General features: G+C 41.1%; 24 protein-coding genes. 13 read left to right on the forward strand and 11 right to left on the reverse strand.

Annotated features, from left to right (window positions below; genetic code table 11):
* Window positions 1-109: 109 nt before the first annotated feature.
* Window positions 110-676 carry an NAD(P)H-dependent oxidoreductase gene (locus tag J8L73_RS13710; RefSeq protein WP_211001361.1) on the forward strand — a complete coding sequence of 189 codons (567 nt, stop codon included), beginning with the start codon at window positions 110-112 and terminating at the stop codon, window positions 674-676.
* A 2-nt stretch (window positions 677-678) separates the two neighbouring features.
* On the opposite strand, the gene J8L73_RS13715 is transcribed toward J8L73_RS13710, so the two are convergent.
* Complete coding sequence (locus J8L73_RS13715) at window positions 679-1,119, reverse strand: TerB family tellurite resistance protein (protein WP_211017907.1); 441 nt, start codon at window positions 1,117-1,119, stop codon at window positions 679-681.
* 99 nt (window positions 1,120-1,218) lie between these two features.
* On the opposite strand from J8L73_RS13715, the gene J8L73_RS13720 reads away from it, so the two are divergent.
* Entirely contained in the window at window positions 1,219-1,593 is a 375-nt protein-coding gene (locus tag J8L73_RS13720) for a hypothetical protein (RefSeq protein WP_211017909.1), read from the forward strand.
* Between the two features lie 48 nt (window positions 1,594-1,641).
* Here J8L73_RS13720 and J8L73_RS13725 read toward each other — a convergent pair whose 3' ends face one another.
* Together J8L73_RS13725 and J8L73_RS13730 are read right to left on the reverse strand one after the other, a co-directional pair.
* A complete protein-coding gene (locus J8L73_RS13725; protein ID WP_211017911.1) occupies window positions 1,642-2,235 on the reverse strand; it encodes a hypothetical protein in 594 nt (197 codons plus the stop codon).
* 43 nt (window positions 2,236-2,278) lie between these two features.
* Window positions 2,279-3,265 (reverse strand): hypothetical protein, encoded by a 987-nt coding sequence (locus J8L73_RS13730; RefSeq protein ID WP_211017913.1) that lies wholly within the window; start codon window positions 3,263-3,265, stop codon window positions 2,279-2,281.
* A 340-nt stretch (window positions 3,266-3,605) separates the two neighbouring features.
* Here J8L73_RS13730 and J8L73_RS13735 point away from each other — a divergent pair, with 340 nt between their 5' ends.
* Complete coding sequence (locus tag J8L73_RS13735; RefSeq protein ID WP_089348923.1) at window positions 3,606-5,117, forward strand: DUF3360 family protein; 1,512 nt, start codon at window positions 3,606-3,608, stop codon at window positions 5,115-5,117.
* 82 nt (window positions 5,118-5,199) lie between these two features.
* Here J8L73_RS13735 and leuD read toward each other — a convergent pair whose 3' ends face one another.
* The 5 genes from leuD to fabR form a co-directional block, all read right to left on the reverse strand.
* Entirely contained in the window at window positions 5,200-5,799 is a 600-nt protein-coding gene (leuD, locus tag J8L73_RS13740) for a 3-isopropylmalate dehydratase small subunit (protein ID WP_211017915.1), read from the reverse strand.
* Complete coding sequence (gene leuC / locus J8L73_RS13745; protein WP_211017917.1) at window positions 5,799-7,199, reverse strand: 3-isopropylmalate dehydratase large subunit; 1,401 nt, start codon at window positions 7,197-7,199, stop codon at window positions 5,799-5,801. Before leuC ends, leuD begins: the two co-directional genes overlap by 1 nt.
* Before the next feature lie 55 nt (window positions 7,200-7,254).
* Entirely contained in the window at window positions 7,255-8,331 is a 1,077-nt protein-coding gene (leuB, locus tag J8L73_RS13750) for a 3-isopropylmalate dehydrogenase (RefSeq protein ID WP_211017919.1), read from the reverse strand.
* A complete protein-coding gene (leuA, locus tag J8L73_RS13755) occupies window positions 8,328-9,881 on the reverse strand; it encodes a 2-isopropylmalate synthase (RefSeq protein WP_004589389.1) in 1,554 nt (517 codons plus the stop codon). Before leuA ends, leuB begins: the two co-directional genes overlap by 4 nt.
* Before the next feature lie 401 nt (window positions 9,882-10,282).
* Window positions 10,283-10,906 (reverse strand): HTH-type transcriptional repressor FabR, encoded by a 624-nt coding sequence (fabR, locus tag J8L73_RS13760; RefSeq protein ID WP_211001368.1) that lies wholly within the window; start codon window positions 10,904-10,906, stop codon window positions 10,283-10,285.
* 127 nt (window positions 10,907-11,033) lie between these two features.
* Here fabR and J8L73_RS13765 point away from each other — a divergent pair, with 127 nt between their 5' ends.
* Window positions 11,034-12,167 carry a fatty acid desaturase gene (locus tag J8L73_RS13765; RefSeq protein ID WP_211001369.1) on the forward strand — a complete coding sequence of 378 codons (1,134 nt, stop codon included), beginning with the start codon at window positions 11,034-11,036 and terminating at the stop codon, window positions 12,165-12,167.
* Window positions 12,168-12,180: 13 nt separating this feature from the next.
* Window positions 12,181-13,611, forward strand: coding sequence for a Si-specific NAD(P)(+) transhydrogenase (gene sthA, locus J8L73_RS13770; protein ID WP_211001370.1), 1,431 nt, complete (start codon window positions 12,181-12,183; stop codon window positions 13,609-13,611).
* 107 nt (window positions 13,612-13,718) lie between these two features.
* Here the strand turns inward: sthA and hemE are convergent, their stop codons facing one another.
* Window positions 13,719-14,783 (reverse strand): uroporphyrinogen decarboxylase, encoded by a 1,065-nt coding sequence (gene hemE, locus J8L73_RS13775; protein ID WP_138682963.1) that lies wholly within the window; start codon window positions 14,781-14,783, stop codon window positions 13,719-13,721.
* A 528-nt stretch (window positions 14,784-15,311) separates the two neighbouring features.
* Here hemE and rsd point away from each other — a divergent pair.
* The gene (gene rsd, locus J8L73_RS13780; protein WP_211001371.1) at window positions 15,312-15,776 is read left to right on the forward strand and encodes a sigma D regulator; all 465 of its coding nucleotides are present in this window, start codon (window positions 15,312-15,314) and stop codon (window positions 15,774-15,776) included.
* 65 nt (window positions 15,777-15,841) lie between these two features.
* Here the strand turns inward: rsd and fkpA are convergent, their stop codons facing one another.
* On the reverse strand, window positions 15,842-16,588 hold the full coding sequence (gene fkpA, locus J8L73_RS13785; RefSeq protein ID WP_211017921.1) for an FKBP-type peptidyl-prolyl cis-trans isomerase: 747 nt from the start codon (window positions 16,586-16,588) through the stop codon (window positions 15,842-15,844).
* 214 nt (window positions 16,589-16,802) lie between these two features.
* Between fkpA and J8L73_RS13790 the strand changes: the two genes are divergently transcribed.
* Both J8L73_RS13790 and J8L73_RS13795 read left to right on the forward strand, forming a co-directional pair.
* The gene (locus J8L73_RS13790) at window positions 16,803-17,801 is read left to right on the forward strand and encodes a hypothetical protein (RefSeq protein ID WP_211017924.1); all 999 of its coding nucleotides are present in this window, start codon (window positions 16,803-16,805) and stop codon (window positions 17,799-17,801) included.
* Window positions 17,788-18,000: a SlyX family protein gene (locus J8L73_RS13795; RefSeq protein WP_058547981.1), complete on the forward strand. Its 213-nt coding sequence runs from the start codon at window positions 17,788-17,790 to the stop codon at window positions 17,998-18,000. The genes J8L73_RS13790 and J8L73_RS13795 overlap by 14 nt, the downstream gene beginning before the upstream one ends.
* 23 nt (window positions 18,001-18,023) lie before the next feature.
* On the opposite strand, the gene J8L73_RS13800 is transcribed toward J8L73_RS13795, so the two are convergent.
* Window positions 18,024-18,227, reverse strand: a complete 204-nt coding sequence (locus tag J8L73_RS13800) for a YheV family putative zinc ribbon protein (protein WP_058547982.1) — start codon at window positions 18,225-18,227, stop codon at window positions 18,024-18,026.
* Between the two features lie 132 nt (window positions 18,228-18,359).
* Between J8L73_RS13800 and J8L73_RS13805 the strand changes: the two genes are divergently transcribed.
* From J8L73_RS13805 to J8L73_RS13825, 5 genes are all read left to right on the forward strand, one after another.
* Window positions 18,360-20,282 (forward strand): ATP-binding cassette domain-containing protein, encoded by a 1,923-nt coding sequence (locus J8L73_RS13805; protein ID WP_211017925.1) that lies wholly within the window; start codon window positions 18,360-18,362, stop codon window positions 20,280-20,282.
* The gene (locus J8L73_RS13810; protein WP_211001375.1) at window positions 20,266-20,688 is read left to right on the forward strand and encodes a TIGR02444 family protein; all 423 of its coding nucleotides are present in this window, start codon (window positions 20,266-20,268) and stop codon (window positions 20,686-20,688) included. The genes J8L73_RS13805 and J8L73_RS13810 overlap by 17 nt, the downstream gene beginning before the upstream one ends.
* A gap of 428 nt (window positions 20,689-21,116) precedes the next feature.
* Window positions 21,117-22,106 carry a hydrolase gene (locus J8L73_RS13815; RefSeq protein ID WP_211017926.1) on the forward strand — a complete coding sequence of 330 codons (990 nt, stop codon included), beginning with the start codon at window positions 21,117-21,119 and terminating at the stop codon, window positions 22,104-22,106.
* A complete protein-coding gene (locus J8L73_RS13820) occupies window positions 22,106-22,360 on the forward strand; it encodes a YheU family protein (RefSeq protein ID WP_211017927.1) in 255 nt (84 codons plus the stop codon). The genes J8L73_RS13815 and J8L73_RS13820 overlap by 1 nt, the downstream gene beginning before the upstream one ends.
* Before the next feature lie 64 nt (window positions 22,361-22,424).
* Window positions 22,425-23,621 (forward strand): dipeptidase, encoded by a 1,197-nt coding sequence (locus J8L73_RS13825; RefSeq protein ID WP_211017930.1) that lies wholly within the window; start codon window positions 22,425-22,427, stop codon window positions 23,619-23,621.
* Window positions 23,622-23,963 lie beyond the last annotated feature (342 nt).

The raw sequence follows: 23,963 nt of genomic DNA on the forward strand, positions 1-23,963 counted from the left end.
CCTTCTACTTATGTGCATATACGCACATAAGTGTTGCGTTTATTCGGGTTTTCTACAAGCAAAAATTTGCTACATTAGTGTCACACCCAGCAAATAAAAGGTCTCAATTATGTCAGCACCAAAAATTATCGCTCTCGCGGGTAGCCTGCGTAAAGATAGCTTTAACCAAAAACTTATTAACGAAGCGGCACGTTTTGCTCTGCAAACAGGCGCGGAGGTAGAAGTAATTAAACTCGCCGATTTAAATTTGCCATTATTTAGCGAAGATATTGAAGCACAAGGCACACCAGCCGATGCACAACTTTTAAAAGATAAGTTACGCGCTGCTGATGGAATTTTACTGGCAAGCCCAGAGTACAACGGCTCAATTACTGCCGCACTTAAAAATGCAATTGATTGGGCGTCACGTACTGAGCAAGGCGCTGCGCCTGCATTTCGCAATAAAGTAGTGGCGTTATTTGCTACATCACCTGGTGGGCTGGGTGGCTTGCGCGGCTTAAATCATGTACGCGACATTTTAAGCGGCATTGGTTCATTAGTGCTTGCCGATCAACTTGCTGTACCTTCAGCATTTACTGTATTTGACGAAAATGGCCAAATAAGTGACCCAGCCACTGCAGAAAAGGTATCAGCACTTACTCAACAGCTTGTGTCGGTTAGCAGTAAGCTAAGCTAACATTACTTTGTCGCCGCTATTTTTGCGGCGATAAAATCAACATGAGTCACATACAGTAGCCCTGCTATTTTACGTATTACGTAGTCTTCTTGCGGGTCTATTTCATTGTCTGCATACGCTAAACGCCATAACAATTCTATTATTTCAATACGCTGAGCAGCACTACAATGCTCATTAATTTGTTTCGAAAATTGAAAGTAATCTATAGACCCATCTAAACTATTAGCAGCATTAGTGGTTAACTCTTCTACTTCTAAATCTGTTAAATTAAAGTATTTTTTTAAGGTTACAGTCAGGGTGTGTTGTTCATTATGGTCCAGCTTTGTATCGGCACGCATTACTTCAATAAGTAATGCAGCCACTGCGGTTTTTAAATCGTGCGGCTCTATACTCGGCTCTTGATCATCGAATACAGCAAAAAGCTGTTTTATTTGTTTGAACATCACATTATCCCTTTTTGGGTGTTAGACTAAATATAAAGAAATCGAACTTGTATGAGTAATTAATGGGTATTAAGTTCGCAAATTAAAGGATAGATTTTTATGAAGGGCTTATACACACCACATTTACTTGCTGGCGCTGCATTGCTAGCCTTTTCTGGTATAGGGACCGCCTTTGCCGAAGTAGGTAAAAAAGAAAAGTCATATGACTTTGATAATAAAGTACATTACTACCAAACCAAAATTGGTGAAGATAACTATAAAATAGAAATTCAATCAGACGATTACAAACACTTTGCTAATCAAAGTGTGTTTTTACTGCGCCACGCAGACAGATTATGCCGTGGCAGAACCTTTATGTTAAAAGTGCTTGAAGGCGTGCAAGAGTACGAACGTTTTCCTACCAAACCACGCGCTTATCAACCACCATTAAACATTTTACTACAATGCGATACCCCAAAGAAAAAGGCAAAATAACACATTGTGCTATTACCTAAATAAGGTAAGCCAAAAAACCAACCTGTTTTATTGCCCATAACCCCAAGGCGCTGCTGGTGGAGTAATTGGTTGAGTTAAATCAAAGTCCACCTTAAACTCTCGCCCCTGGCGAATTAACCGATACGTAAATACCTCAGGGTAAATATACATTTGCCATGTATTACCCGCAGATTGCGCTATCCCTTGTGCTACAAATAATTCTTTTGAATATTGATCAGCAGGAAACGACTGCATTTGTGCAAAACCCGCATCAAGCGTATGGCCGCCATACATAGTGGAAGCATCGTCGGTACCATCTTCATGGCGGTGATCGTGCTTTAAATTCAAACCACTGCCCGTTTTAGTAATAATCCACGTACGTGATGCATCATCACCTACATGAAATGGTACTTGCAGCTCACTATCGGTACATTTACGTACATGCATAATTAGTTTTTTATTATCAAATGAGCTTGGGCCTTTTGCGTTATCTACGCTTACTTTACCCTCAAACGCTTTACCACAATGCGCTGCAATATTATTAAAAAACGCATCCTGTGTTGGTATAGATACCAAAGGCGCAGGGCGCGCAATAGCTGCTGATGAGGCAAGTAATAACGTAGTTGCCGTTAATAATTTCATAAAGTACTCTTATAACAGTTTTTTAATACCATAGCGGTTTAAGCTAAAAATGGGAAATAGCTGCGACAAGTGGCTTTTCTGATCTATTTTTCATTAATGTTAAAAGTGAATGGTGGAAGTCTTGAAAAATTACCTCACCCCATATTCGTGAATAAACACCAAAATTTGTATTATCTTGCACGGTTGTTTTTAAAGTTAAAATTGTATTGCCGCTTTTATCTTCACTTAACTCATATCCACCGTATAGAGGTGAAAAGTATTCGCCGCCTAATTTTACGTGTTTATCGAGTGCATCATCGGGAATGGCATCTGGGTCTATGTCAAATCTATAAAGCATCTGTTTATTTGGCTGCCAATCCGTAATCACTTCTTTGAATATAACCCCTTTTTGCCATTTGCTGGTTCTAACAGCCCCAATACCCGTAGCATTCATATTTGCCTCTAAGGGCTTAGGCACACCTATTAATTGGGTAAGCGAAAATGGTAACTCTTGTGGTTCTATCTTGCTTACATTTGCAAGCTGCTGCCACACACGGTTTATAGGCGCTTCAATAATTATAGAGTTAGTGACTTCGTACGTTTTTGATAAGTGTAAATAATTCACCTCAATAGGTGAAAGTAATACGGGGAGCAAAGCAATTGAGAGTAAAGAACGGTTAGCGTTTTTTGTTTTGCGACTTTTAATAAAGCCTGCCAGTAAACCACCCATACTTGCAAAGAGCATAAAAGCAGGCAAAGCCATGGCCACACAAATACTTCCTTCAAGTAACGTAATAACACTTACAAGTAAAAAAACAAAAATTGGCTGCCAAGCAATTGTCATCATTTGCCTTTTTGTTAATGTTTTTGAGCTTTTAAATTCAAAGTGAATACGAATATAGCCAATTGCAACGGGCACTAAAAACATAAAGGAAATAGAAACAAGGCTGCTTAAATTGTATGCATCAAGTAGCTCTACAAACAGCCGCATAAATATGCCATAAAGCGTACCGAGTAAAATACCAATTGATTTAGGGGATTGAATTTGCATTGTATTTCTTATTATTTTAGTAAAAATTGAACCTAGCAGATGCGCTATGTCAGTTCAATTAAAATACACAGTCCACTACTTAGACTAAAGGATAACAGCCTTGTTTTTATAATATCCCACCTAATTAAAACACATCAAAAATAAATCAACACACTGATTTTAAACAAAATATACTTTACATTTAAGAATACCAACACACTGACTTAGCATAAAATAAAGCCATACACGACCTTTTGCCTATACATTCCTGAGTAAAAGCTGATCTACCCTGCTCCTTCACTATTCATTTGCTTTAACAAAAGCCGTATTAATAAATAAGCAACGAGTAACAGGAGGGACTATGTCAGTAACCCCAAAGGGTAACGAGCCAGAAAAAACAAGCGCATCGCACGTAGATGATGCCAACAGCTATCAAAATAAGCATAAACCAAGTTCAGAGTTTAATACTCGCGACGAATACCTAGAACACGAACTGCAAATTATGCAGCCTAAGCGTTGGCGACCTAATTTACCATTTAGAGACTACCGCTTTGAATTTGAAGACACGATTCCAGCCATGGCGGGCACCATTGGTAAAGTCGTTATGGTAGGTGCTATTGCCGCTACTTTTGCTGCGCCACTAGGTTTAAGCGATGCGTTTGTGTTAGAAAACGTACGCTATGAATTACTCATTGTTTCTATTTTTATTATTTTGTTTTCGGGCTTTATTTTACCCACGGCTAACTTAGCCGGTACTCACGGCCCACTTATTCCTCTTATTCCTATTGTGGTTGCCGCTGGCGGCCACCCTATGGCATTTGGCTTGCTCATTGGTGCCTTTGGCTTTATTTTGGCGATAACCAAAGGAGGGAGTTTGCTGGCACGCTTAACCAGTAAAGGGGTGTGCGGAGGCTTGCTCATATACTTAGGTTTTATTGGCACTATTTCGCAGGTTAAAAAGCTGTTTGCATGGGCTGAGGCCATTGATATGGCGCATATTGCATTTATTGTTATTTTGGCGACCATTTTATTGTATGCGTTACTTGAGCATTTTAAAAAGCGCTGGTTAGCTGTACCGCTTAGCTGCCTCATTGGCGGTGTGGTTGCATTTGCACTCGGTGCCCCATTTGAGTTTCATACAGCACCGGGCTTACCAAATATGAACCCAGCTTATTGGTGGGGCGAAAATACGGGTTGGATGCTTGGCCTACCGACGCTTGAAAGTTTTGTGGTTGTACTGCCGTTTGCAGTATTGGCTGTAGCTATGTGGTCACCAGATTTTTTAGGGCATCAAGTTTTTCAAAAAATTAGTTACCCGCAACGTACTGAAAAAGTACAAATGAACATAGACGACACCATGCTAAGTGCGTCGGTTAGACAAACCTTTGGTTCACTTGCCGGTGGTGCTAACTTTACCTCATCGTGGGGAACCTACATTGTACCTGCCGCTATTGCTAAACGCCCTATTCCGGCGGGCGCCATTTTAACAGCCGTATTTTGTATTATTGCGGGTTTATGGGGTTACCCAATGGATTTAGCTATTTGGCAACCCGTGCTGTGTGTTGCGCTTATTGTTGGTGTGTTTATTCCGCTGCTTGAGGCGGGTATGGAAATGACACGCGAAGGTAAAACAACGCAATCGGCTGCTATTGTGGTGTTTGCGTCAAGCTTGGTTAATCCTGCTTTTGGTTGGTCACTGACTATGCTGCTTGATAACTTAGGCTTAATTGGCTGTAAAGAGCGCAGTGCTAATTTAACTAAAATGAGCCGCTGGGTTATTCCGCTAATTATGTTTGTGGTTTTAACCACAGTGATGGCCATTGTTGGCATGCTGCCTGGCATACCAGCGCTAATGGCTGATTTTAGACATTAATAACTAAAAACGTAACCATAAAAAAGCGCGGCTAATATACTCAGCCGCGCTTTGTTTTCATATGTAATTTAATGATTTAGCCTTACTGCCAAGGGCGCTCAGCAGCAAGTTGTTTTTCAAACGCATCTATTTGTGGGTTTAACGTTTCGGTCACACCAATAAAATCTAAGCCACTTAATAAACGCTCTTTTACGTCTTTACGAATATCAAAACTAATTGGCGCAAATTTATCGCTTGTTAGTGTTTGGTTTTCAAGATCGATTTGAATGTTTATATCGTCGTGCTGCTCGCTAAGTACAAACAATTGCTCAAGCGTGTCGGCTGGTAGCGCAATGGATAGCATTTGGTTGTTACCACAGTTATTAAAGAAAATATCAGCAAAGCTTTCTGCTAAAATCACTTCAAAACCATATTGCTTAAGTGCCCACGGTGCATGCTCACGTGATGAGCCACAACCAAAGTTGTCGCGCGTTAATAATATTTGCGCACCTTGGTAGCACGGGCGGTTTAAAATAAAATCAGGGTTTGGTTCGCCGTTTTCTAGGTAACGCCAATCGTAAAACAGTGCTGCATCAAAACCACCACGGCTAGTTGATGTTAAAAACTGCTTAGGAATAATTTGGTCTGTATCTACATTGTTTTTATCAAGTGGGGCCATTAAGCCACTAAAAAATACGCTCATTAGGCTTCTCCTCTTATATCAACAAAGTGACCATGTATTGCAGCAGCGGCTGCCATTGCAGGGCTCACTAAATGCGTACGCCCGCCACGGCCTTGGCGGCCTTCAAAGTTACGGTTAGACGTAGATGCACAGCGTTTGCCAGCTTCTAAGCGGTCATCGTTCATTGCTAAACACATTGAACAGCCCGGCTCGCGCCATTCAAAACCTGCCGCTTTAAAAATATCGGCTAAGCCTTCGTCCTCTGCTTGCTTTTTAACAAGGCCAGAGCCCGGTACAATTAACGCTTCTATGCCAGCTACAACTTGCTTGCCTTCAACAATTTTTGCCGCTGCACGTAAATCTTCAATACGGCTATTAGTGCACGAACCAATAAAAACTGTATCTACTTTTGCACTTGATAATTTATCGCCTGCTTTTAAGTCCATGTATTTAAGTGCACTACGTATAGCGTCGGCTTTAATTAAATCAGGCTCTTGGTCTGGATCTGGTATGCATTCATCAACGCCTATTACTTGCTCTGGGCTGGTGCCCCACGTAATTTGTGGCTGAATGTCGTTAGCTTCAAGCTCAACACTTAAATCAAACTCAGCGCCGTCATCTGTTTTTAAGGTTTCCCAGTATTCAACTGCGGCGTCAAAGTCAGCGCCTTTTGGTGCAAACGGACGACCTTTTAAGTAATCATAGGTAATTTTATCTGGCGCTATTAAACCTGCTTTAGCACCCATTTCAATGCTCATGTTACATAGCGTCATACGGGCTTCCATTGAAAGTGCTTCAATGCCTTCACCGCAAAATTCAGCAACATAACCTGTACCACCAGCAGTACCTAACTTACCAATAACCGCCATAATTAAATCTTTAGAGGTTACCGTTGGGCGAAGCACACCGTTAATTTGAATTTTTAGCGACTTTGCCTTTTTTTGCTGTAGCGTTTGCGTTGCTAATACGTGCTCAACCTCAGACGTACCAATACCGTGCGCTAATGCGCCAAACGCACCATGCGTAGAGGTATGACTATCACCACATACAATGGTAGTGCCAGGTAGGGTAATACCTTGTTCAGGCCCCATTACATGAACAATACCTTGGTTAATTGAGTTTAAGTCGTAAAGTACAATGCCAAACTCTTTACAGTTCGCATCTAGCGCCATTAACTGGTTTTTAGATACTTCGCTTGCGGCATCAAGTGATCGGCTTTTAGTCGATACGTTATGATCCATCGTTGCAAAGGTTTTTTCTGGGCAACGTACTTTACGGTTTTTTTCACGCAAGCCTGCAAAAGCTTGTGGAGAAGTAACTTCATGCACTAAATGGCGGTCAATATAAAGTAAATCAGTTTGCTCGTTTATGCTGGCAACGGTATGTGCTTGCCAAATTTTGTCGTATAACGTTTGGGCCACTTGCTAATTCCCTACTCTGTTACGTCGCAGCATAACGGTGCTGCGGCTTTAATAATTAAATACGTGAAACGATGGCTGCTGCCACATCGCTTGTGCTGTATCCACCTTGTGGGTAGATATCTGGCGTGCCAACGCCTGCTTCAACGGCTTCGGCTACGGCTTTTTCAATGGTGCGTGCAGCTTCGTCTTGCCCTAATGAGTAACGTAGCATAAGTGCAGCACTTAAAATTTGCGCAATAGGGTTTGCAACACCTTTGCCTGCAATATCAGGGGCTGAACCACCAGCAGGCTCGTACAAACCAAAGCCCGATTGATTTAAGCTGGCCGAAGGTAATAAGCCCATTGAGCCTGTGATCATTGCACACTCATCTGACAAAATATCACCAAATAAGTTATCGCAAAGTAACACGTCAAACTGGCTAGGCTGTTTAACTAACTGCATAGCTGCGTTATCTACATAAATGTAATCTAGGCTTACTTCTGGGTAGTCTTTGCTCACTTCGGTAACGACTTCACGCCATAATACGCTTGATGCAAGTACGTTTGCTTTATCTACTGAGGTTACATGGTTACTACGTAATTTTGCTGCTTCAAAGGCAAAGCGCGCAATACGTTCGATTTCTTTACGTGAGTAGGTTTGTGTATCAAATGCGGCTTCTTCAGCGCCTTGACCACTTCGACCTTTTTCACCAAAGTAAATGCCGCCAGTAAGTTCGCGCACACATAAAATATCAAAGCCTTTTTCGCTAATATCTGCACGTAATGGCGATGCAGCGCTAAGTGCGGGTAAAAGTTGTGCTGGGCGTAAGTTACAAAACAAGCCAAAGTGCTTACGAAGTGGTAAAAGCGATGCACGCTCAGGTTGCTCGTTTGGTGGTAGGTTTTCCCACTTAGGGCCACCTACTGAGCCAAATAAAATGGCATCGGCGTTTTCACACGCGCTTAGCGTTTTTGGTGGTAATGCTTCACCAAATTCGTCAATAGCTGCGCCACCAATAGCATGATGCTGACGGTTCAGGGTAAAACCAAACTTATTGCTTACAGCATCAAGCACTTGCTCTGCTGCTGCCATTACTTCTGGGCCAATACCGTCGCCAGCTAATACTGCAACGCTGTAGTTTGTTTTACTCATCCTGCTTTCCTTTGTTGTTTTAAATCAGACACTTTTTGTGCACGATAAATTAAGTTGTAAACACGGATCATGGCGCGTACCGACGCCTCCACCACATCCGCAGCAATACCCGCTCCGTGATAAGGGCGACCATCGTATTTAGCAATAATGTTTACTTGACCAAGCGAGCTTGCGCCTTGCCCTGTCGCTTCTAAGTTGTATTCAATCATTTCAACGCTCATACCTGTTAAGCGCTCAATAGCTGCAAACGACGCTTCAACAGGGCCATTACCTGTGGCTGCTTCTTGCTTTGCTTCGCCATCAATTAACATCCCAATGGTAGAGCTGGCTACCGACTGCGAGTTAGACGCTGAGTTTACAAACTCTAATTGGTATTTTTCGTCTTTGTCGTTAATTTGATTAAAGTAAATCATGGCTTCAAGGTCGTAATCGTATACGGTGCCTTTTTGATCAGCTAACGCTAAAAAGCTCTCGTATAAGCTGTCCATGTCGTAATCAGCTTTTTGGTAACCTAACTCTTCTAAGCGGTGCTCAATAACATGACGACCCGAACGCGAAGTCATATTTAATTGGTTATTTGGCACACCGACGCTTTCTGGCGACATAATCTCATAAGTATTTTGCGCTTTTAATACGCCATCTTGGTGAATGCCCGAGCTATGTGCAAAGGCGTTTTCGCCCACAATGGCTTTATTTGGCTGTACCGGCATATTACATATTTTTGCCACTTGGCGAGATGCGCGATAAATTTCTTCGCTTTTAATATCGGTGTGTACGTTTAAGTGGTCTTTGCGCATTTTCATGATCATCGCCACTTCTTCAAGCGAACAGTTACCCGCACGCTCACCAATACCATTTATTGTACATTCAATCTGGCGAGCACCCGCTTGTACCGCAGCTACCGAGTTTGCCACAGCTAAACCTAAATCGTTGTGGCAATGCACACTTAAGCGAGCTTTATCAATATTTGGCACGTTATTCATTAAGTGGCGGATCATCGCAGCGTATTCGTCTGGCGTTACAAAGCCAACGGTATCGGGTAAGTTAATAGTAGAGGCACCCGCATTAATTGCCTGCTCAACAATTTTACATAAATCCCAATGCGGCGTACGCCCAGCATCTTCACACGAAAACTCAACATCATCTGTGTAGTTACGCGCTAATTTAATTGATTTAACCGCCATTGCAGTTGCGTCATCTAGGCTCATGCGCAATTTATGTTCAAGGTGCAAAGGGCTTGTGGCAATAAAAGTATGAATACGGCTTTGCTGTGCTGTGCGAAGTGCCTCGCCACAGGCTTCAATGTCTTTGGCAACAGAGCGTGCTAAGCCACAAATAATCGGGCCTTTTACCTCGGTTGCAATACGTTGCACCGAGCGAAAATCAGCAGGGCTTGAAACCGGAAAACCCACTTCCATCACATCCACATTCAAGCGGCTAATAGTATGCGCTAACTGAATTTTATCGTCTTCTGTAAGGCTTGCTTTAAGTGCCTGCTCGCCATCACGTAAGGTGGTATCAAAAATCCATACTTTATCTTTGTCTTGCATAACTGCCCCTCATTCCTGTGTTACCCAAATTTCAATTTATCCCAGCCGCGAGATAAAAAAAACCCCGCAATTGCGGGGTTTTAATGTTTAACTCAATGCAAACACACTAATCCCCGCTCACTGACCATAGCAGTAAGAGGTTAAGTTTTAGTGTAATTAAACGAATATTTTGCATCTTGTTTCTTGTGTGTGTTCAGTGAGGCCTATTTTTAACATTACAGCGCAGTAGGTGCAAGCATAAATATTCCACACAACATATTTAAAACCGAATCAACAGGGACATTCAATCCAATAAAACTCCATTATGAGAATTAAAAAATCAAAAACAGGTGCGCTTAGGCTTAATTTAATAAGCGCTTAAGAATACTCTGCTTATATTAACTTTTTGCTATTTTTTTAAGCTACGCTTCTTTATTTGTTTCTCTACTGTAATGCCCTGCTCCACGGGTAATATAACGTAATTGCCAAATCACACGTTCAGTTAACTCATCTCGTTGCTGACCTTCTAGATCGAGTGCCTCTGCACCAGCGTTAAATACAAGCGTTACCATGGCTTCAGATTGAATGTAGGCATGTATGGCATCGCATTTAGTCTCGCTTTCTAAATAGTGAGCAAGTTCTAAAATAAAGTGTTTTACTTCGCGCGCTACTGCGGCTCTAAAAGCTTTTGAGGTACCAGATCGCTCGCGCAGTAGTAATCTAAATTGGTTACTTGAGTTGTCAATAAACTCCATAAAAGTCACTACGGAGGTATTTATAACACTTCCACCATCGTTAGCTATGCGTCTACGAGCTTGGCGCATAAGTTGACGAAGGGTTAAACCGGCTTCATCTACCATGGTTAAACCTAGTTCGTTCATGTCTTTAAAGTGGCGATAAAATGAGGTGGGAGCAATTCCGGCTTCACGCGCTACTTCGCGTAAACTTAAATTAGAAAAACTATGATCAGCACTTAGCTGGTTAAATGCCGCCTCAATTAAGGCTTGTCGTGTTTTTTGTTTCTGTTGTGCTCTAACACCCGACATCCACAGCTCCCTGAAGTTATTTATATGAAGTTTTAGTGATAATTAGCTTAATTGTCTAGTCTAATACTTGACGCCAAGAGATTGAAACACTATTTTAGCTTACAGTTGTACGCTGAGAGTAAATACGATGAATAAACCACCGATTATTTGGACAAATGTCCTGTTTTTTAGCCTAACCTTTTTGGCGGCTGCCACACTTGTACCTTGGTACGGCATTAGCTACGGATTTACCAGCGCACATTGGATTGCATTTGTAGGCTGCATGTTTTATGCAGGCCTATCTATCACTGCCGGATACCACAGATTATGGGCTCATAAAGCGTATAATGCACATCCTGCAGTTGAATTTATTTTTGCACTTGGCGGTGCTTTTGCATTACAAAACAGTGCCCTGCATTGGAGTAGCGATCATCGTATACACCACGGCCAAGTCGACGACCCAGTAAAAGACCCATACGCCGCAACTAACGGTTTTTGGTATAGCCATATTGGCTGGATGCTTCGTGATTACCAAGGTGACAGCTACGGTGACTACAGTAACTGTCGCGATTTACAACGCAATAAAATAGTTATGTGGCAACACAAGCATTACTTAAAACTTGTTATAGCAATGAATGTAGGCCTTCCGCTTGTGCTTGGTTTATTGGTGGGTGATGTGTGGGGAATGCTAATTTTAGCCGGTTTACTGCGTTTGGTGCTAAGTCAGCATTTTACTTTTTTTATTAACTCAGTTGCGCATATTTGGGGCTCACGCCCATACACTGAAAAAAATACAGCACGTGATAATGGCTTTTTAGCGTTATTTACTTATGGTGAGGGATATCACAACTTCCACCATATTTTTGCAAGCGACTACCGTAACGGTATTAAGTGGTTTCATTACGATCCTACAAAATGGATGATTCGCACATTAGCGGCACTAGGTTTAGCCAGCAAATTAAAGCGCACTCCGGTTGAACGTATAGAAAAAGCAAAGGCCGAAACGCTCATGAGTAAAACCCAAACTCGCCTTGCAAAATTGCCTTTAGCCCAAGATAAGCTTACATTATTACAACAAGAGTACGATTTATTGCTGAAAAAACTGCAAAATTATTGTTCACTACAAAAACAAGTGTTAGAAGTTAAAAAAAATAACATGGCAAAGCAGTGTGAACAATCAGCATTAATGGCACAATACCATGAGTTGGAAGCCGCCTGGGAAAATCAAAAACAGGCATGGCTAGCACTTAATGCGAGGTTATTAAAAGCCTCTTTTAATTAATTTAGGAGTGGCTGTGGCCAAACAACCAGAACAAAAAAAAGTACCCGTGACATACCAATATGACGCAATAATTATTGGCACGGGTCCTGGCGGTGAAGGTACCGCCATGAACCTTTCAAAAAACGACAAAAAAGTAGCGGTTATTGAGCGCCAAGAAACTGTAGGCGGCGGCTGTGTACATTGGGGTACTATTCCTTCAAAAGCGCTACGTCACTCGGTTAGTCGTTACATTGAATACAAAGCAAACCCATTATTCAATGTAGGCGAGCGCCCTAGCCGTTTAACCTTTCCTGATATTTTACGTCACGCTAGTTCGGTTATTTCAAAACAGTCTAATTTACGCAGTAGTTTTTACGACCGTAACCGCATTCATATGTTTCAAGGCGATGCGAGCTTTGTAGACAAGCACACGGTAGAAGTTAAACGTAATGATGGCTCAACTGAACGCCTAACAGCAAAAACGATTGTAATAGCTACAGGCTCACGCCCTTATCGTCCACCAGAGGTAGACTTTAGCCACTCTCGTATTTACGAAAGTGACACTATACTCGGCCTTGAGCACGACCCACACCGTGTACTTATATATGGTGCGGGGGTTATTGGCTGTGAGTACGCTTCTATATTTAAAGGTTTAGGCGCCAAAGTTGATTTAGTTAACACCCGTGACCGTTTACTTGCCTTTATGGATGCTGAAATATCAGATGCGCTTAGCTACCACTTTTGGAATAGCGGCATTGTTATTCGCCATAATGAAGAGTTTGATCGTATAGAAACACGTGATGACTGCGTTATTATGCATTTAAAATCAGGCAAACGTGTAAAGGCTGACTGTATTTTATTTGCCAATGGCCGAACTGGTAACACTGATACACTTAACCTTGAAGCCATTGGCTTAAAAGCTGATAGCCGTGGCCAGCTTAAAGTTAACGAAACATACCAAACAGAAGTAGACAACGTGTACGCTGTGGGTGATGTAATTGGCTACCCTAGCCTTGCCAGTGCTGCATTTGATCAAGGCCGTATAGCTGCTGATGCGATTGCCTGTGGTAATTGTGAAGATAAGCTAATTATAGATATTCCTGCTGGTATTTATACTATTCCAGAAATGAGTTCTGTGGGTAAAACCGAGCAAGAACTTACCGCAGCTAAAGTACCTTATGAAGTTGGCCGTGCTCAGTTTAAACATTTAGCGCGCGCGCAAATTGCAGGCACTGAAGTAGGTAGCTTAAAAATATTATTCCACACCGAAACCAAAGAAGTACTTGGCGTGCATTGCTTTGGTGAACGTGCCTCTGAAATTGTTCACATTGGCCAAGCCATTATGGAACAAAAAAATGGCGGCAATAATATCGATTATTTCGTAAATACCACGTTTAACTACCCAACCATGGCTGAAGCTTATCGTGTTGCAGCGTTAAATGGTTTAAATCGCTTATTTAAATAATCGCTTCAATAAGTAGTTTTAAAAGCCTTTATAAATAGGTAACAAAAAACCCGCAACTTAGCGGGTTTTTTACTTTTAAACAGTTTTAAAGCTTGTTTAAGTGGCTATTACTTATGGTACTTAGCACTAAGCTCATGTACTGCATTAATGAATACGCCAGCATTTTCAGGATCTACGTCAGGCGTAATACCGTGGCCTAAGTTAAATACGTGGCCATTGCCTGTGCCAAAATCTTCTAAAATAGTACCTACTTCTTGGCGTATACGATCTGGCGTACCATGAAGCATTGATGGGTCCATATTACCTTGTAGCGCCACTTTATCGCCTACACGGCGTTTAGCGTCGCTAATGTTAATAGTCCAATCTAGACCCACTGCATCACAGCCTGTAGCCGCTATTGCTTCAATCCATTGGCCACCGTTTTTAGTAAATAGCGTTACCGGTACTTTACGACCATCGTATTCGCGAATTAAACCATCTACGATTTTGTGCATGTACTGCAATGAGAACTCGTTGTAATCACGCGGGCTTAAAACGCCGCCCCATGAGTCAAATACCATCAACGATTGCGCGCCGGCTTTTACTTGCGCGTTTAAGTAATCAATCACCGAATCAGCGAGTTTATCGAGTAATAAATGAAGTGTTTGCGGCTCTGCAAACGCCATTTTTTTAATTTTACCGAATACTTTACTGCTACCGCCTTCAACCATGTAAGTAGCAAGTGTCCACGGTGAACCCGAAAAACCAATGAGTGGTACTTCGCCTTTAAGTTCACGACGTATTGTACTTACTGCATTCATTACATAACCAAGCTCGTCAGTTGGATCGAGTTTTGGAATTTTTTTAACATCAGCAAGTGACGAAATAGGGTTTTCAAACTTAGGACCTTCGCCAGTTTCAAAGTACAAACCTAAGCCCATTGCGTCAGGAATGGTTAAAATATCGCTAAATAAAATAGCGGCATCTAATGGGTAACGACGAAGTGGTTGTAGTGTTACCTCACAGGCAAGTTCAGCATTACGGCACAGGCTCATAAAATCGCCCGCTTGTGCACGTGTAGCACGGTACTCTGGTAAATAGCGTCCTGCTTGGCGCATCATCCATACCGGTGTTACATCAACTGGTTGTTTTGCAAGTGCACGTAAATAACGGTCGTTTTTTAATTCGCTCATAGCGTAAATGATCCTAAGGCTGGTAGAAATTGTGCAAGATTGTATCACCATATTCATCCCCCCTCTATTGCTTAGGGACGAAAAGATTGGATAGCTGTTTGAGAACAAGGTTTGTTGCTAATAAACACCTTTTTGATTAGTAAATAAGCAAAAACAACTAACAATAAAAACTTTTTGTTAATACGTTTGCAACATCACGAAAACCTTGATATTGTTTGTCCCGCGTTAACAAGAACAATAATAAAAATCTTAAAACAATAAAAATAATAGTTTTAATATAACAATAATAAAAATTACCCCATAAAAATAAGAAAACTTGTACTAACAAGTCATTGAAAGAAATTAGACCACCGTAACTGGTGGTTTTTTCTTGCCTGCAATAAAATTTCCTGTCTAAATATCTTTTAAAAAGTACAACCCGTAAGAAGGCTACTTTACTTGTTGATATACGCGCTAATTAAATATATCTTGATGTACATAAACTTTATTATTTTAAATTAAAAGACCAACCCAGCTAGGAGAACAATTATGCTGACGCGTGTAGAAAAAGCTCAACAAAAATGGGGTGGTAGCCACACAGTAATTGATAAATGGCTTAACGAACGCCAAGAACTTATTGTGTTGTATTGTAAAATGGCTGGTTTTTCGCCTTACGATAAAAAAGATCATGCATTGCCAGAGCCGCAAGTTATTGAGTCTTTTTGCCAACTCTTAATGGATTACCTATCAGCTGGGCATTTTGAGGTATATGACGATATTGCAAAAGCGTGTGAAAAAAAAGGCTTACAAAGCCAAGAGCTTGCAAACTCTATTTACCCGCGAATTTCAAATACAACTGATGTAGCGCTAGATTTTAACGATAAATACGCCGAAGTAGATAAAGAAGACTTATTAGCTGATTTCGATAAAGATTTATCAATTGTTGGAGAAGCACTTGAAGCCCGTTTTGCACTTGAAGATGAGCTAATTGATAACTTGTTTTCCAACCACTAAATTAATTGAACACATTAAAAAAGGGACCTAAGGTCCCTTTTTTTTGCATTTGTACAATAAGCTTATTATTGCGCAGGTGCTTCTTCATTTTGAATTTCAAGTAATTCAACTTCAAATACTAATGTTGAATTAGCAGGGATTTTACCTAAATCGCGATCACCATAAGCAAGTTCTGAAGGAATAGTAAACTTGTACTTAGACCCTACAGACATAAGCTGTAAACCTTCAGTCCAACCTGCAATTACGCGGTTAAGAGGGAAAGTTGTAGGCTCGTTACGAGCGTATGAGCTATCAAACTCAGTGCCGTCTAATAGAGTACCTTTGTAGTGAACTTTAACTACATCAGTTGCTACTGGCTTTTCACCGTCGCCTTCGCTAAGTACTTCGTACTGAAGACCAGACTCAGTTACTGTAACGCCTTCTTTTTTAGCATTTTCTTCTAGGTATTTTTTACCTGCTTCTTTGCTTTTTTCAGACTCTACTTTTGCTTTTGCTTCTTGCTTAGTACGCACTGATGTATCTAGCTCAGTAAGTACTTCACGAATTTTTTCTTCGTCAATTTTTGCATTGCCAGCAAGCGCATCTTCAAAACCACGAATTAAAAGTGCTTGGTCTAGTTCAATACCAATTTCTGATTTTTCTGCAAGATCTTTATTTAAAAAGTTACCTACAGATGCACCAATACCGTATGCTTGTTGCTGTTCTACAGTGTCTAATTTAACTTCAGCTTTTTCTTGTTTTGCTTCTTGATTACAAGCTGTAAGCGCTAAAACTGACGCTGCAATCAATGACAATCTAATCGTCTTTTTCATTTTAAATCTCCGACACACTTTGCAGTTGTCATTTTAATGTATTATTACTAGTTAAAGATCAACGGCCCACATGATAGGCTGCTTGTTTAATGACTAAATTTCACGTTGTTAGCTAAACTAAAACATATCCAGTGATTAGACAAACAACCTAGGCCTTAAACGTGACCTAGTCTAACCTCTCAATCACGAAGAGTTAAGGGAAAATACCTGTATTATGTCGATATTTCGTACTTTTTTAATCGTATTTAGCTGTTTTTTAGCTATCGCCTGTACCGAAAAAAAACAGCAGGCTGTAGCTAGTTACGAACACGCAGCGCAAGGCGCGTTTTCGTCAGCGTTATCTAACGATGGTAAATACAGCTTAATCTCTTCTATCAACCATGGGGTCGCACTGTGGGATAATCAACAGCAGGTATTAAAATATCAATGGTATCAGCAGCAATCGCAAGACAGTTTAGTTTATGCCGTTGCTATAGCGTTTGATAACAGCGTGGCTGTTACCGCAGAAAAAACCACCTTTGCCGTATTGGATATAACCACAGGCAAAAATAAAGGTTACTACGAAATACAAAAAGCCAGTATTCGTGATATCGCTATTAGTAACCAAGGTCGTAGTGTTTTATACGGTCGAAGCGACGGTGTTGTGGTTTTTATAAACCTCGAAACAGGACGTCGTATCGAATTTTTAGGCCATCAAGATAAAGTAAACACTGTTGATTTATCACCTAACGGGCGCTATGCATTAAGCGGCTCTAACGATTACGTTGCTTATTTTTGGGACACACGTACAGGGCAAGTAATTCATCGCTTTAATCACCCTACTCGTGTAACCCAAGTAACGCTTGACCCTCAAGGTCGCTATGCATTTACCGCAGATAGTATGAAGCAAGCACATGTATGGAAGCTGACTACAGGTGACCTTGTGAGTAAACTGGCGTATATTGCGCGTCAGAAAATTTTTACTGCGGTACGCTTTAATGAGCAAGGCACATTGCTTGCTACGGGCTCGCCTAATAAGCGTGTTGATTTATGGCAATTACCCAGCGGTGAAAAAATTCAAACTTGGCAAGTAACACCGCGCGAAGGCAGTAAGCCTAAATCGGCAGTGGTGTTAGATGTAACGTTTATACAAAACGGCAAGTCGTTGTTAACCGAGAGCTCAAGCGGTATCGCTGAGCGCTTTATTATACGAGAAGATAATGAACACAATTGAACATCGCTTAATGGAACTTGAAGCCAAAGTGGCTTTTCAAGACGAAACGATTGATATATTAAATGACGAGCTAAAAGCACACCAACAGCAGCTTGCAAAAATGAAGCGCCAAACTGAGCTACTAGCAGAAAAGCTAAAAGAGTCGCAGCAGCCATCGTTAATGTCGCAAATGCAAGAGCCTCCGCCGCCACATTACTAAAGTGGGTAAAAATAAAAACCGGGTTAATCGCCCGGTTTAAACACACCAATTACTTGTTCAAATTGGCGAGTTGACGCCTGAACAGCATTATCGGGTTGCGACATTTTATGCCCACACTCAACACACTCTACTTTTTCAACATCATGTTCTCTGTATAGCATCATGGTATCCATAGCTTTACACTCAGGGCACGACGCACCAGCAATAAATCGCTTCTTTTGTCTCACAACATTTTTCCTGTGGTTTGAACTGTGGCTATTTTATCGTATAACTTCACCTGTTGATACGCTTGATAAGCGCATTAAGTTCTATGGTATGATAGGGGCAACTTAACAAGGGCACAGCAAAGTAACGCATTCATGATCCAAATCTCAGAAATAGAACTACTTCGTGGCGGTAAAGCCTTATTAAAAAATGCATCAGCCACTTTATTTCCAGAACATAAAGTTGGCCTTGTAGGAGCCAATGGCTGCGGAAAATCAACGTTATTTGGTTTATTAAAATCAGAACTACAGTTAGACGCCGGTAGCTGCAGCATCCCTAAAGATTGGTCTATAGCCTCTGTTAAGCAAGAAACCCCTGCACTTGAAATAAGCGCCATTGATTATGTACTGCAAGGCCACCCTGAATATTACGCGCTACGTATTGCCCTTCGTGAAGCAGAGCAAATCAATGATGGCGATACACAAGCTAAAGTACACATTCAATTAGAAAATATTAAAGGCTATAGCATAGAGTCTAAGGCTGGCGAATTACTGCATGGTTTAGGCTTTGCCAACAATCAAATAGAAAACCCCGTAAGCGCATTCTCTGGTGGTTGGCGTATGCGTTTAAACCTTGCTCAAGCATTGATACGCGACGCCGATTTACTGCTACTTGATGAACCAACTAACCACCTCGATTTAGACGCAGTATATTGGCTTGAGCGCTTTCTACGTGCCTACACTGGCACCCTTGTACTTATATCGCATGACCGTGAGTTTTTAGATGCAGTAGTTGATCAAATCTGGCATGTAGATAAGCAACTTATTAATGTGTACAAAGGCAACTACTCGCAATTTGAGCGCCAAAAAGCAGAGCGCTTACTACAGCAGCAAGCTATGTTTGAAAAGCAACAAGATCAAATTGCACACCTTGAGCAGTTTATTACGCGCTTTAAAGCAAAAGCCAGTAAAGCCAAACAAGCACAAAGCCGCGTAAAAGCCCTAGAGCGTATGGAAAAGCTAGCTCCTGCTCATGCCGACTCACCGTTCAACTTTGAATTTGCAGAGCCTACAGCCCTTCCAAACCCACTTATGAGCTTAGATAAAGCGAAAGCGGGTTATGGTGAAGTCACTATTTTAAATAATATAGAGCTTAATTTAGTCCCTGGTAGTCGTATTGCTTTGCTTGGCCGAAATGGCGCAGGTAAATCAACGCTAATTAAACTACTCTCTGGTGATTTAGAGCCACAAGCAGGTAAGGTTGTGCAGCACCATGGTTTAAACATTGGCTACTTTGCGCAGCATCAACTTGAATCGCTTGATTTAAAAGCCAGCGCTATTACGCATTTACAGCGTTTAAACCCTAAAGCCACTGAGCAATCGCTGCGTGACTTTTTAGGTGGCTTTGCTTTCATTGGCGACAAAGCACTTGAGCCGGTAGCCCCCTTTTCGGGCGGCGAAAAAGCACGCTTAGTGCTTGCCATGTTGGTATATCAAAAGCCAAACCTACTGCTTCTCGATGAGCCAACTAACCACCTTGATTTAGAAATGCGCCATGCACTTGTTATGGCACTACAAGGTTTTGAAGGCGCCATGGTTACGGTATCGCACGACCGCCACATGCTTAAAAACACCGCTGATGAATTTTATTTAGTAGACGATGGCAAAGTAACTCAATTTGGTTACGATTTAGATGAATATTATCAATGGTTACTCAATGCCAATAAAGAAGCTGTTAAAGCCCAGCAAAATGATGAGCCTAAAGCTAACTCAGGTGTTAACCGAAAAGAGCAAAAACGCCTAGAAGCCGAATTTAGAAAAGCCATTCAACCGCTTAAAAAACAAATTGAAAAGCTTGAAAAGCAACTAGACAAATACTCTGCAGAGCTTAGCGAAGTAGAGGTCGCACTTGGCGATAACGAACTCTACAACGACGACAATAAAGCTCAGCTAAAAGAGTTAATTGCTAAGCAAGCAATGCTCACACCTAAACTTAACGACATTGAAGAAGAGCTCCTCATGGCGCTTGAAGAAATGGAAGAAAAAGAACAGGCCTTTGCCGATGAACTTGCTCAATAGCAATGACTTTTGGCAATTTGCGTGCACCTTGTACGCAAAGCCTGGGCAACAACAAACCTTGCTGGCACTGCAAAATCAGCAAGGTAAAAATGTTAATGTGTGTCTATTTTTACTGTATTTAGACTCACTTAAACTTAGCATTAGCGCCGAGCAGCTGAGTGACTTAATAGCCTCAATTAACGAATTTGATACGCAAGCGCTTAAGCCTCTTCGCTCTGCCCGTAGCTATTTGAAAGAACATCAGCATACGATTAGTGACTACGCAATAATACGTAAAGCGCTATTAAGCGCCGAGTTAAAACTTGAAAAACAGCAACAGCAAATGCTTGTTGATAAAGCTAACCAGTTTAAAATGTTAGAAGTGATAAAACCTAATAATATCGAGCTATACGTAAAGCTAGCCTAAATTAAAACAGCGCTTCGGTAATAATCTAATAGTCTTTAAAACATGATCTAAATCAACTTAGAGTGGTTACTCTTCCCACTTAGAAAAATAGTTTGATCTCGATCACATTACTCCCTGCAAACTCCTCTATGATTAACTCATCAACCAACGAGGAGAAAACTCATGAACGTATTCTTTAGAGACTTTTTTAGCGACCCTGTATTATTTATGTCTTTTGGGATCTTAGGTGTCGTGATTTCTCTTTGTTTATTTTACGCTTTTTACTTTATTAAAAAAATAAGTGAAGCGGAAGTTCCTGATTAGCATTAAAAATTAAGCACGACGCACTAAAGCGCCTTATTAGTTTACTAGTTAGGCGCTTTTTATTTTCTGAAGCGAAAAATTTGATACACTAGCTTTTCGTTTAATACAAAGTGCGTAGTACAAACATGATCTCTCAGTTCAAACCAGCATGGTGGATGACCAATCGTCACGTTCAGACCATAATGCCGCGTTTTTTCCGCCCATTTCACAATACGTCCTACGAACTTGAACAACTTGATACACCTGATGGTGATTTTATTGAGCTTGCGTGGTCGCTTCCACATAACGAAACTGCACCACTTGCCGTTGTTTTACATGGTCTTGAGGGCAACATAAATAGCTTTTATGCCAAAGGCATGATGAAGGCCTTAAAAAAACAAGGCTATGCAGTTGTGCTTATGCACTTTAGAAACTGCTCGACTGAAGTAAACCGTCTTCCCCGCGCATATCACAGTGGTGATACAGCCGATTTAGCTTTTTTTATAGATTATTTGCGTCAACAATATCCATACCGCCCAATTATGGCCGTTGGTTTTTCGCTAGGTGGTAATGTACTTGCTAAGTACCTAGGTGAAGAACGCGAAATATGCCCATTAAGTGCAGCAGCGGTAGTATCGGCACCTTATGACTTATCGTCATCAAGCGATGTTATACGTAAAAGTTTAGGTAAAATTTATCAAAAGTATCTGCTCGACAGAATGAAAAAGTCAATGCAACGTAAGTTGCCACAAATTAAGCAGAAAATACCGATTACTACCGACCAATTAATGGAAATTGACGATTTATTAGAGTTTGATAACCAGCTAACGGCACCATTACATGGCTTTGAAAACGCACACGATTACTACCGTAAAGCCAGCGCTATGCCGTATTTAAAAGACATCGCTATTCCTACGCTTATTATTCACGCTAAAGACGACCCCATGCTCTCTATTAAAGCCGTACCGAGTAGGCAAGATGTCAGTGAGCATGTTACGCTGTGCGTCTCAGAGAAAGGCGGACACGTAGGTTTTATTAGCGGTAACAACCCTTTTAAACCTGTATTTTGGTTAGAGAAAGCCGTGCCGTATTATTTTGGCCAACACATATTAAATAAAGCGAGTAACAAGCAGTAATGATTATCCCTTTTGAACAACTCGATAAAGACACTCTTTACAATTTAATTGAAAGTTATGTACTGCGCGAAGGCACTGATTATGGCGAGCAAGAAATAACAATTGAAAGCAAAGTCGCTCAGGTTAACCAACAACTGAAAAGCGGCGAAGCGATGGTGTTTTTTTCAGAGCTACATGAATCAGTAACTATAATTTCAAAAGGCGAATTTAAAGCACTACAAAGTGAAGAGCATGAGACGCCGTCATTTGATTAAAGCGTAACACTTGTAACTTTTGAACTGAACGTACACAATGGCTTTTTACCCAAAGAGCCAAAACATGATAAAACTCAGCACTCTAGTGGTAGCCATATCACTAGCATTACCCCCCCAAGCCTTTGCAGAGCAAGTAAAAAGCCCGTCAGACAAAGCAGTTAAACTTGCCAAAGACACTATTTTAATAGATACCCACATTGATGTGCCTTATCGTATACACGAAGGCTGGGTTGATGTAACTAAAGCCACCGACGGCGGCGACTTTGACTACCCTCGTGCTGTTGAAGGCGGTTTAAACGCCCCATTTATGTCGATTTATATTCCTGCGCATTTAGAGTTTGAAGGCAAAGGTAAAAGTTACCAGTTAGCCAATCAAATGATTGATAGTATGGAAGCCATTGCTCAGCGAGCACCTGATAAGTTTGCCATTGCCAGCTCAAGCGCTGATATAGAAGAGCAGTTTAAACAAGGCAAGCTATCTATTGCGATGGGTATGGAAAACGGTTCACCAATTGAAGGTGATATGAAAAACCTTCAGCATTTTTATGACCGTGGTATTCGCTACATCACGCTAGCTCACTCGCAAAGTAATCATATTTCTGACTCTTCTTACGATATACGCCGTAAATGGAAAGGTTTAAGCCCATTTGGTAAAAAGCTTATAACTGAAATGAACAATGTAGGTATGTTGGTCGATGTATCGCATATTTCTGATGATGCGTTTTATCAAGTAATGGAGCTCTCTAAAACGCCGGTAATTGCCTCGCATTCATCGCTGCGCAAGTACACGCCTGGTTTTGAGCGAAATATGAATGACGATATGCTACTCGCACTTAAAGAAAATGGCGGTGTTATTCAAATTAACTTTGGCTCAAGCTTTGTTACCGCAAAAGCGGGTAGCTGGGGTAAACAGTTAAAAAACTCAAAAGAGTCAGCTAAAAAAGAAGGCACCAAGCTAAGTAAAGATTTTGATGCTGCGTATCGTGCTAAAAACCCATACCCATATGCAAGCCTTGAACAGGTGCTGGATCATATTGACCATGTTGTTGAACTAATTGGTATTGATTATGTTGGTATTGGTTCTGACTACGATGGCGTAGGTGATTCACTACCTATAGGCTTAAAAGATGTATCTAGCTACCCTAATCTTGTTCAAGGCTTAATGGACAGAGATTATAGCGATGCTGATATCAAAAAGATTTTAAGTGGCAATTTATTAAGAGTGTTAAAACAAGCTGAAAAGTACGCTAAGAAACACTAGCGTGTCAGTTGCCAAAGAGTTTAATGAATAGCACGGCTTGAAGTCGTGCTTTTTTATGCCTTAATTATATTTAAATTACTTAAACTTAAACACAAACGTAGCCCTCTAAATTTAACTCCGAGCTACTTTATCGGGGTCAGATCAGATAGCTGATAGCTTAAAACTAATCACTTTTCTTCAGACATTAAAAAGGCCACCTAAGTGACCTTTTTCTAATAATTAACTTAAAAGTTAACTATTACTCATTGAACGTTACTACAAAGCACCTACGCCTAAGGTAAGAGCGCCACCTTCATGCATGCTAAATTTCAGGCATTAAAAAACCCGAGACTAAGCTCGGGT

Source organism: Pseudoalteromonas sp. MMG006 (assembly GCF_018101025.1).
Classification (GTDB): Bacteria; Pseudomonadota; Gammaproteobacteria; order Enterobacterales; family Alteromonadaceae; genus Pseudoalteromonas.

Coding starts and splice junctions, on each gene's coding strand:
- J8L73_RS13810 (WP_211001375.1), top strand. CDS start 20,266: ATGAACTTGCTCAATAGCAATGACTTTTGGCAATTTGCGTGCACCTTG.
- fabR (WP_211001368.1), bottom strand. CDS start 10,906: ATGTCGGGTGTTAGAGCACAACAGAAACAAAAAACACGACAAGCCTTA.
- fkpA (WP_211017921.1), bottom strand. CDS start 16,588: ATGAAAAAGACGATTAGATTGTCATTGATTGCAGCGTCAGTTTTAGCG.
- J8L73_RS13825 (WP_211017930.1), top strand. CDS start 22,425: ATGATAAAACTCAGCACTCTAGTGGTAGCCATATCACTAGCATTACCC.
- J8L73_RS13715 (WP_211017907.1), bottom strand. CDS start 1,119: ATGTTCAAACAAATAAAACAGCTTTTTGCTGTATTCGATGATCAAGAG.
- J8L73_RS13730 (WP_211017913.1), bottom strand. CDS start 3,265: ATGCAAATTCAATCCCCTAAATCAATTGGTATTTTACTCGGTACGCTT.
- J8L73_RS13725 (WP_211017911.1), bottom strand. CDS start 2,235: ATGAAATTATTAACGGCAACTACGTTATTACTTGCCTCATCAGCAGCT.
- J8L73_RS13735 (WP_089348923.1), top strand. CDS start 3,606: ATGTCAGTAACCCCAAAGGGTAACGAGCCAGAAAAAACAAGCGCATCG.
- leuD (WP_211017915.1), bottom strand. CDS start 5,799: ATGAGCGTATTTTTTAGTGGCTTAATGGCCCCACTTGATAAAAACAAT.
- leuA (WP_004589389.1), bottom strand. CDS start 9,881: ATGCAAGACAAAGATAAAGTATGGATTTTTGATACCACCTTACGTGAT.
- J8L73_RS13765 (WP_211001369.1), top strand. CDS start 11,034: ATGAATAAACCACCGATTATTTGGACAAATGTCCTGTTTTTTAGCCTA.
- rsd (WP_211001371.1), top strand. CDS start 15,312: ATGCTGACGCGTGTAGAAAAAGCTCAACAAAAATGGGGTGGTAGCCAC.
- J8L73_RS13795 (WP_058547981.1), top strand. CDS start 17,788: ATGAACACAATTGAACATCGCTTAATGGAACTTGAAGCCAAAGTGGCT.
- J8L73_RS13720 (WP_211017909.1), top strand. CDS start 1,219: ATGAAGGGCTTATACACACCACATTTACTTGCTGGCGCTGCATTGCTA.
- J8L73_RS13815 (WP_211017926.1), top strand. CDS start 21,117: ATGATCTCTCAGTTCAAACCAGCATGGTGGATGACCAATCGTCACGTT.
- J8L73_RS13805 (WP_211017925.1), top strand. CDS start 18,360: ATGATCCAAATCTCAGAAATAGAACTACTTCGTGGCGGTAAAGCCTTA.
- J8L73_RS13790 (WP_211017924.1), top strand. CDS start 16,803: ATGTCGATATTTCGTACTTTTTTAATCGTATTTAGCTGTTTTTTAGCT.
- hemE (WP_138682963.1), bottom strand. CDS start 14,783: ATGAGCGAATTAAAAAACGACCGTTATTTACGTGCACTTGCAAAACAA.
- leuB (WP_211017919.1), bottom strand. CDS start 8,331: ATGAGTAAAACAAACTACAGCGTTGCAGTATTAGCTGGCGACGGTATT.
- J8L73_RS13820 (WP_211017927.1), top strand. CDS start 22,106: ATGATTATCCCTTTTGAACAACTCGATAAAGACACTCTTTACAATTTA.
- J8L73_RS13710 (WP_211001361.1), top strand. CDS start 110: ATGTCAGCACCAAAAATTATCGCTCTCGCGGGTAGCCTGCGTAAAGAT.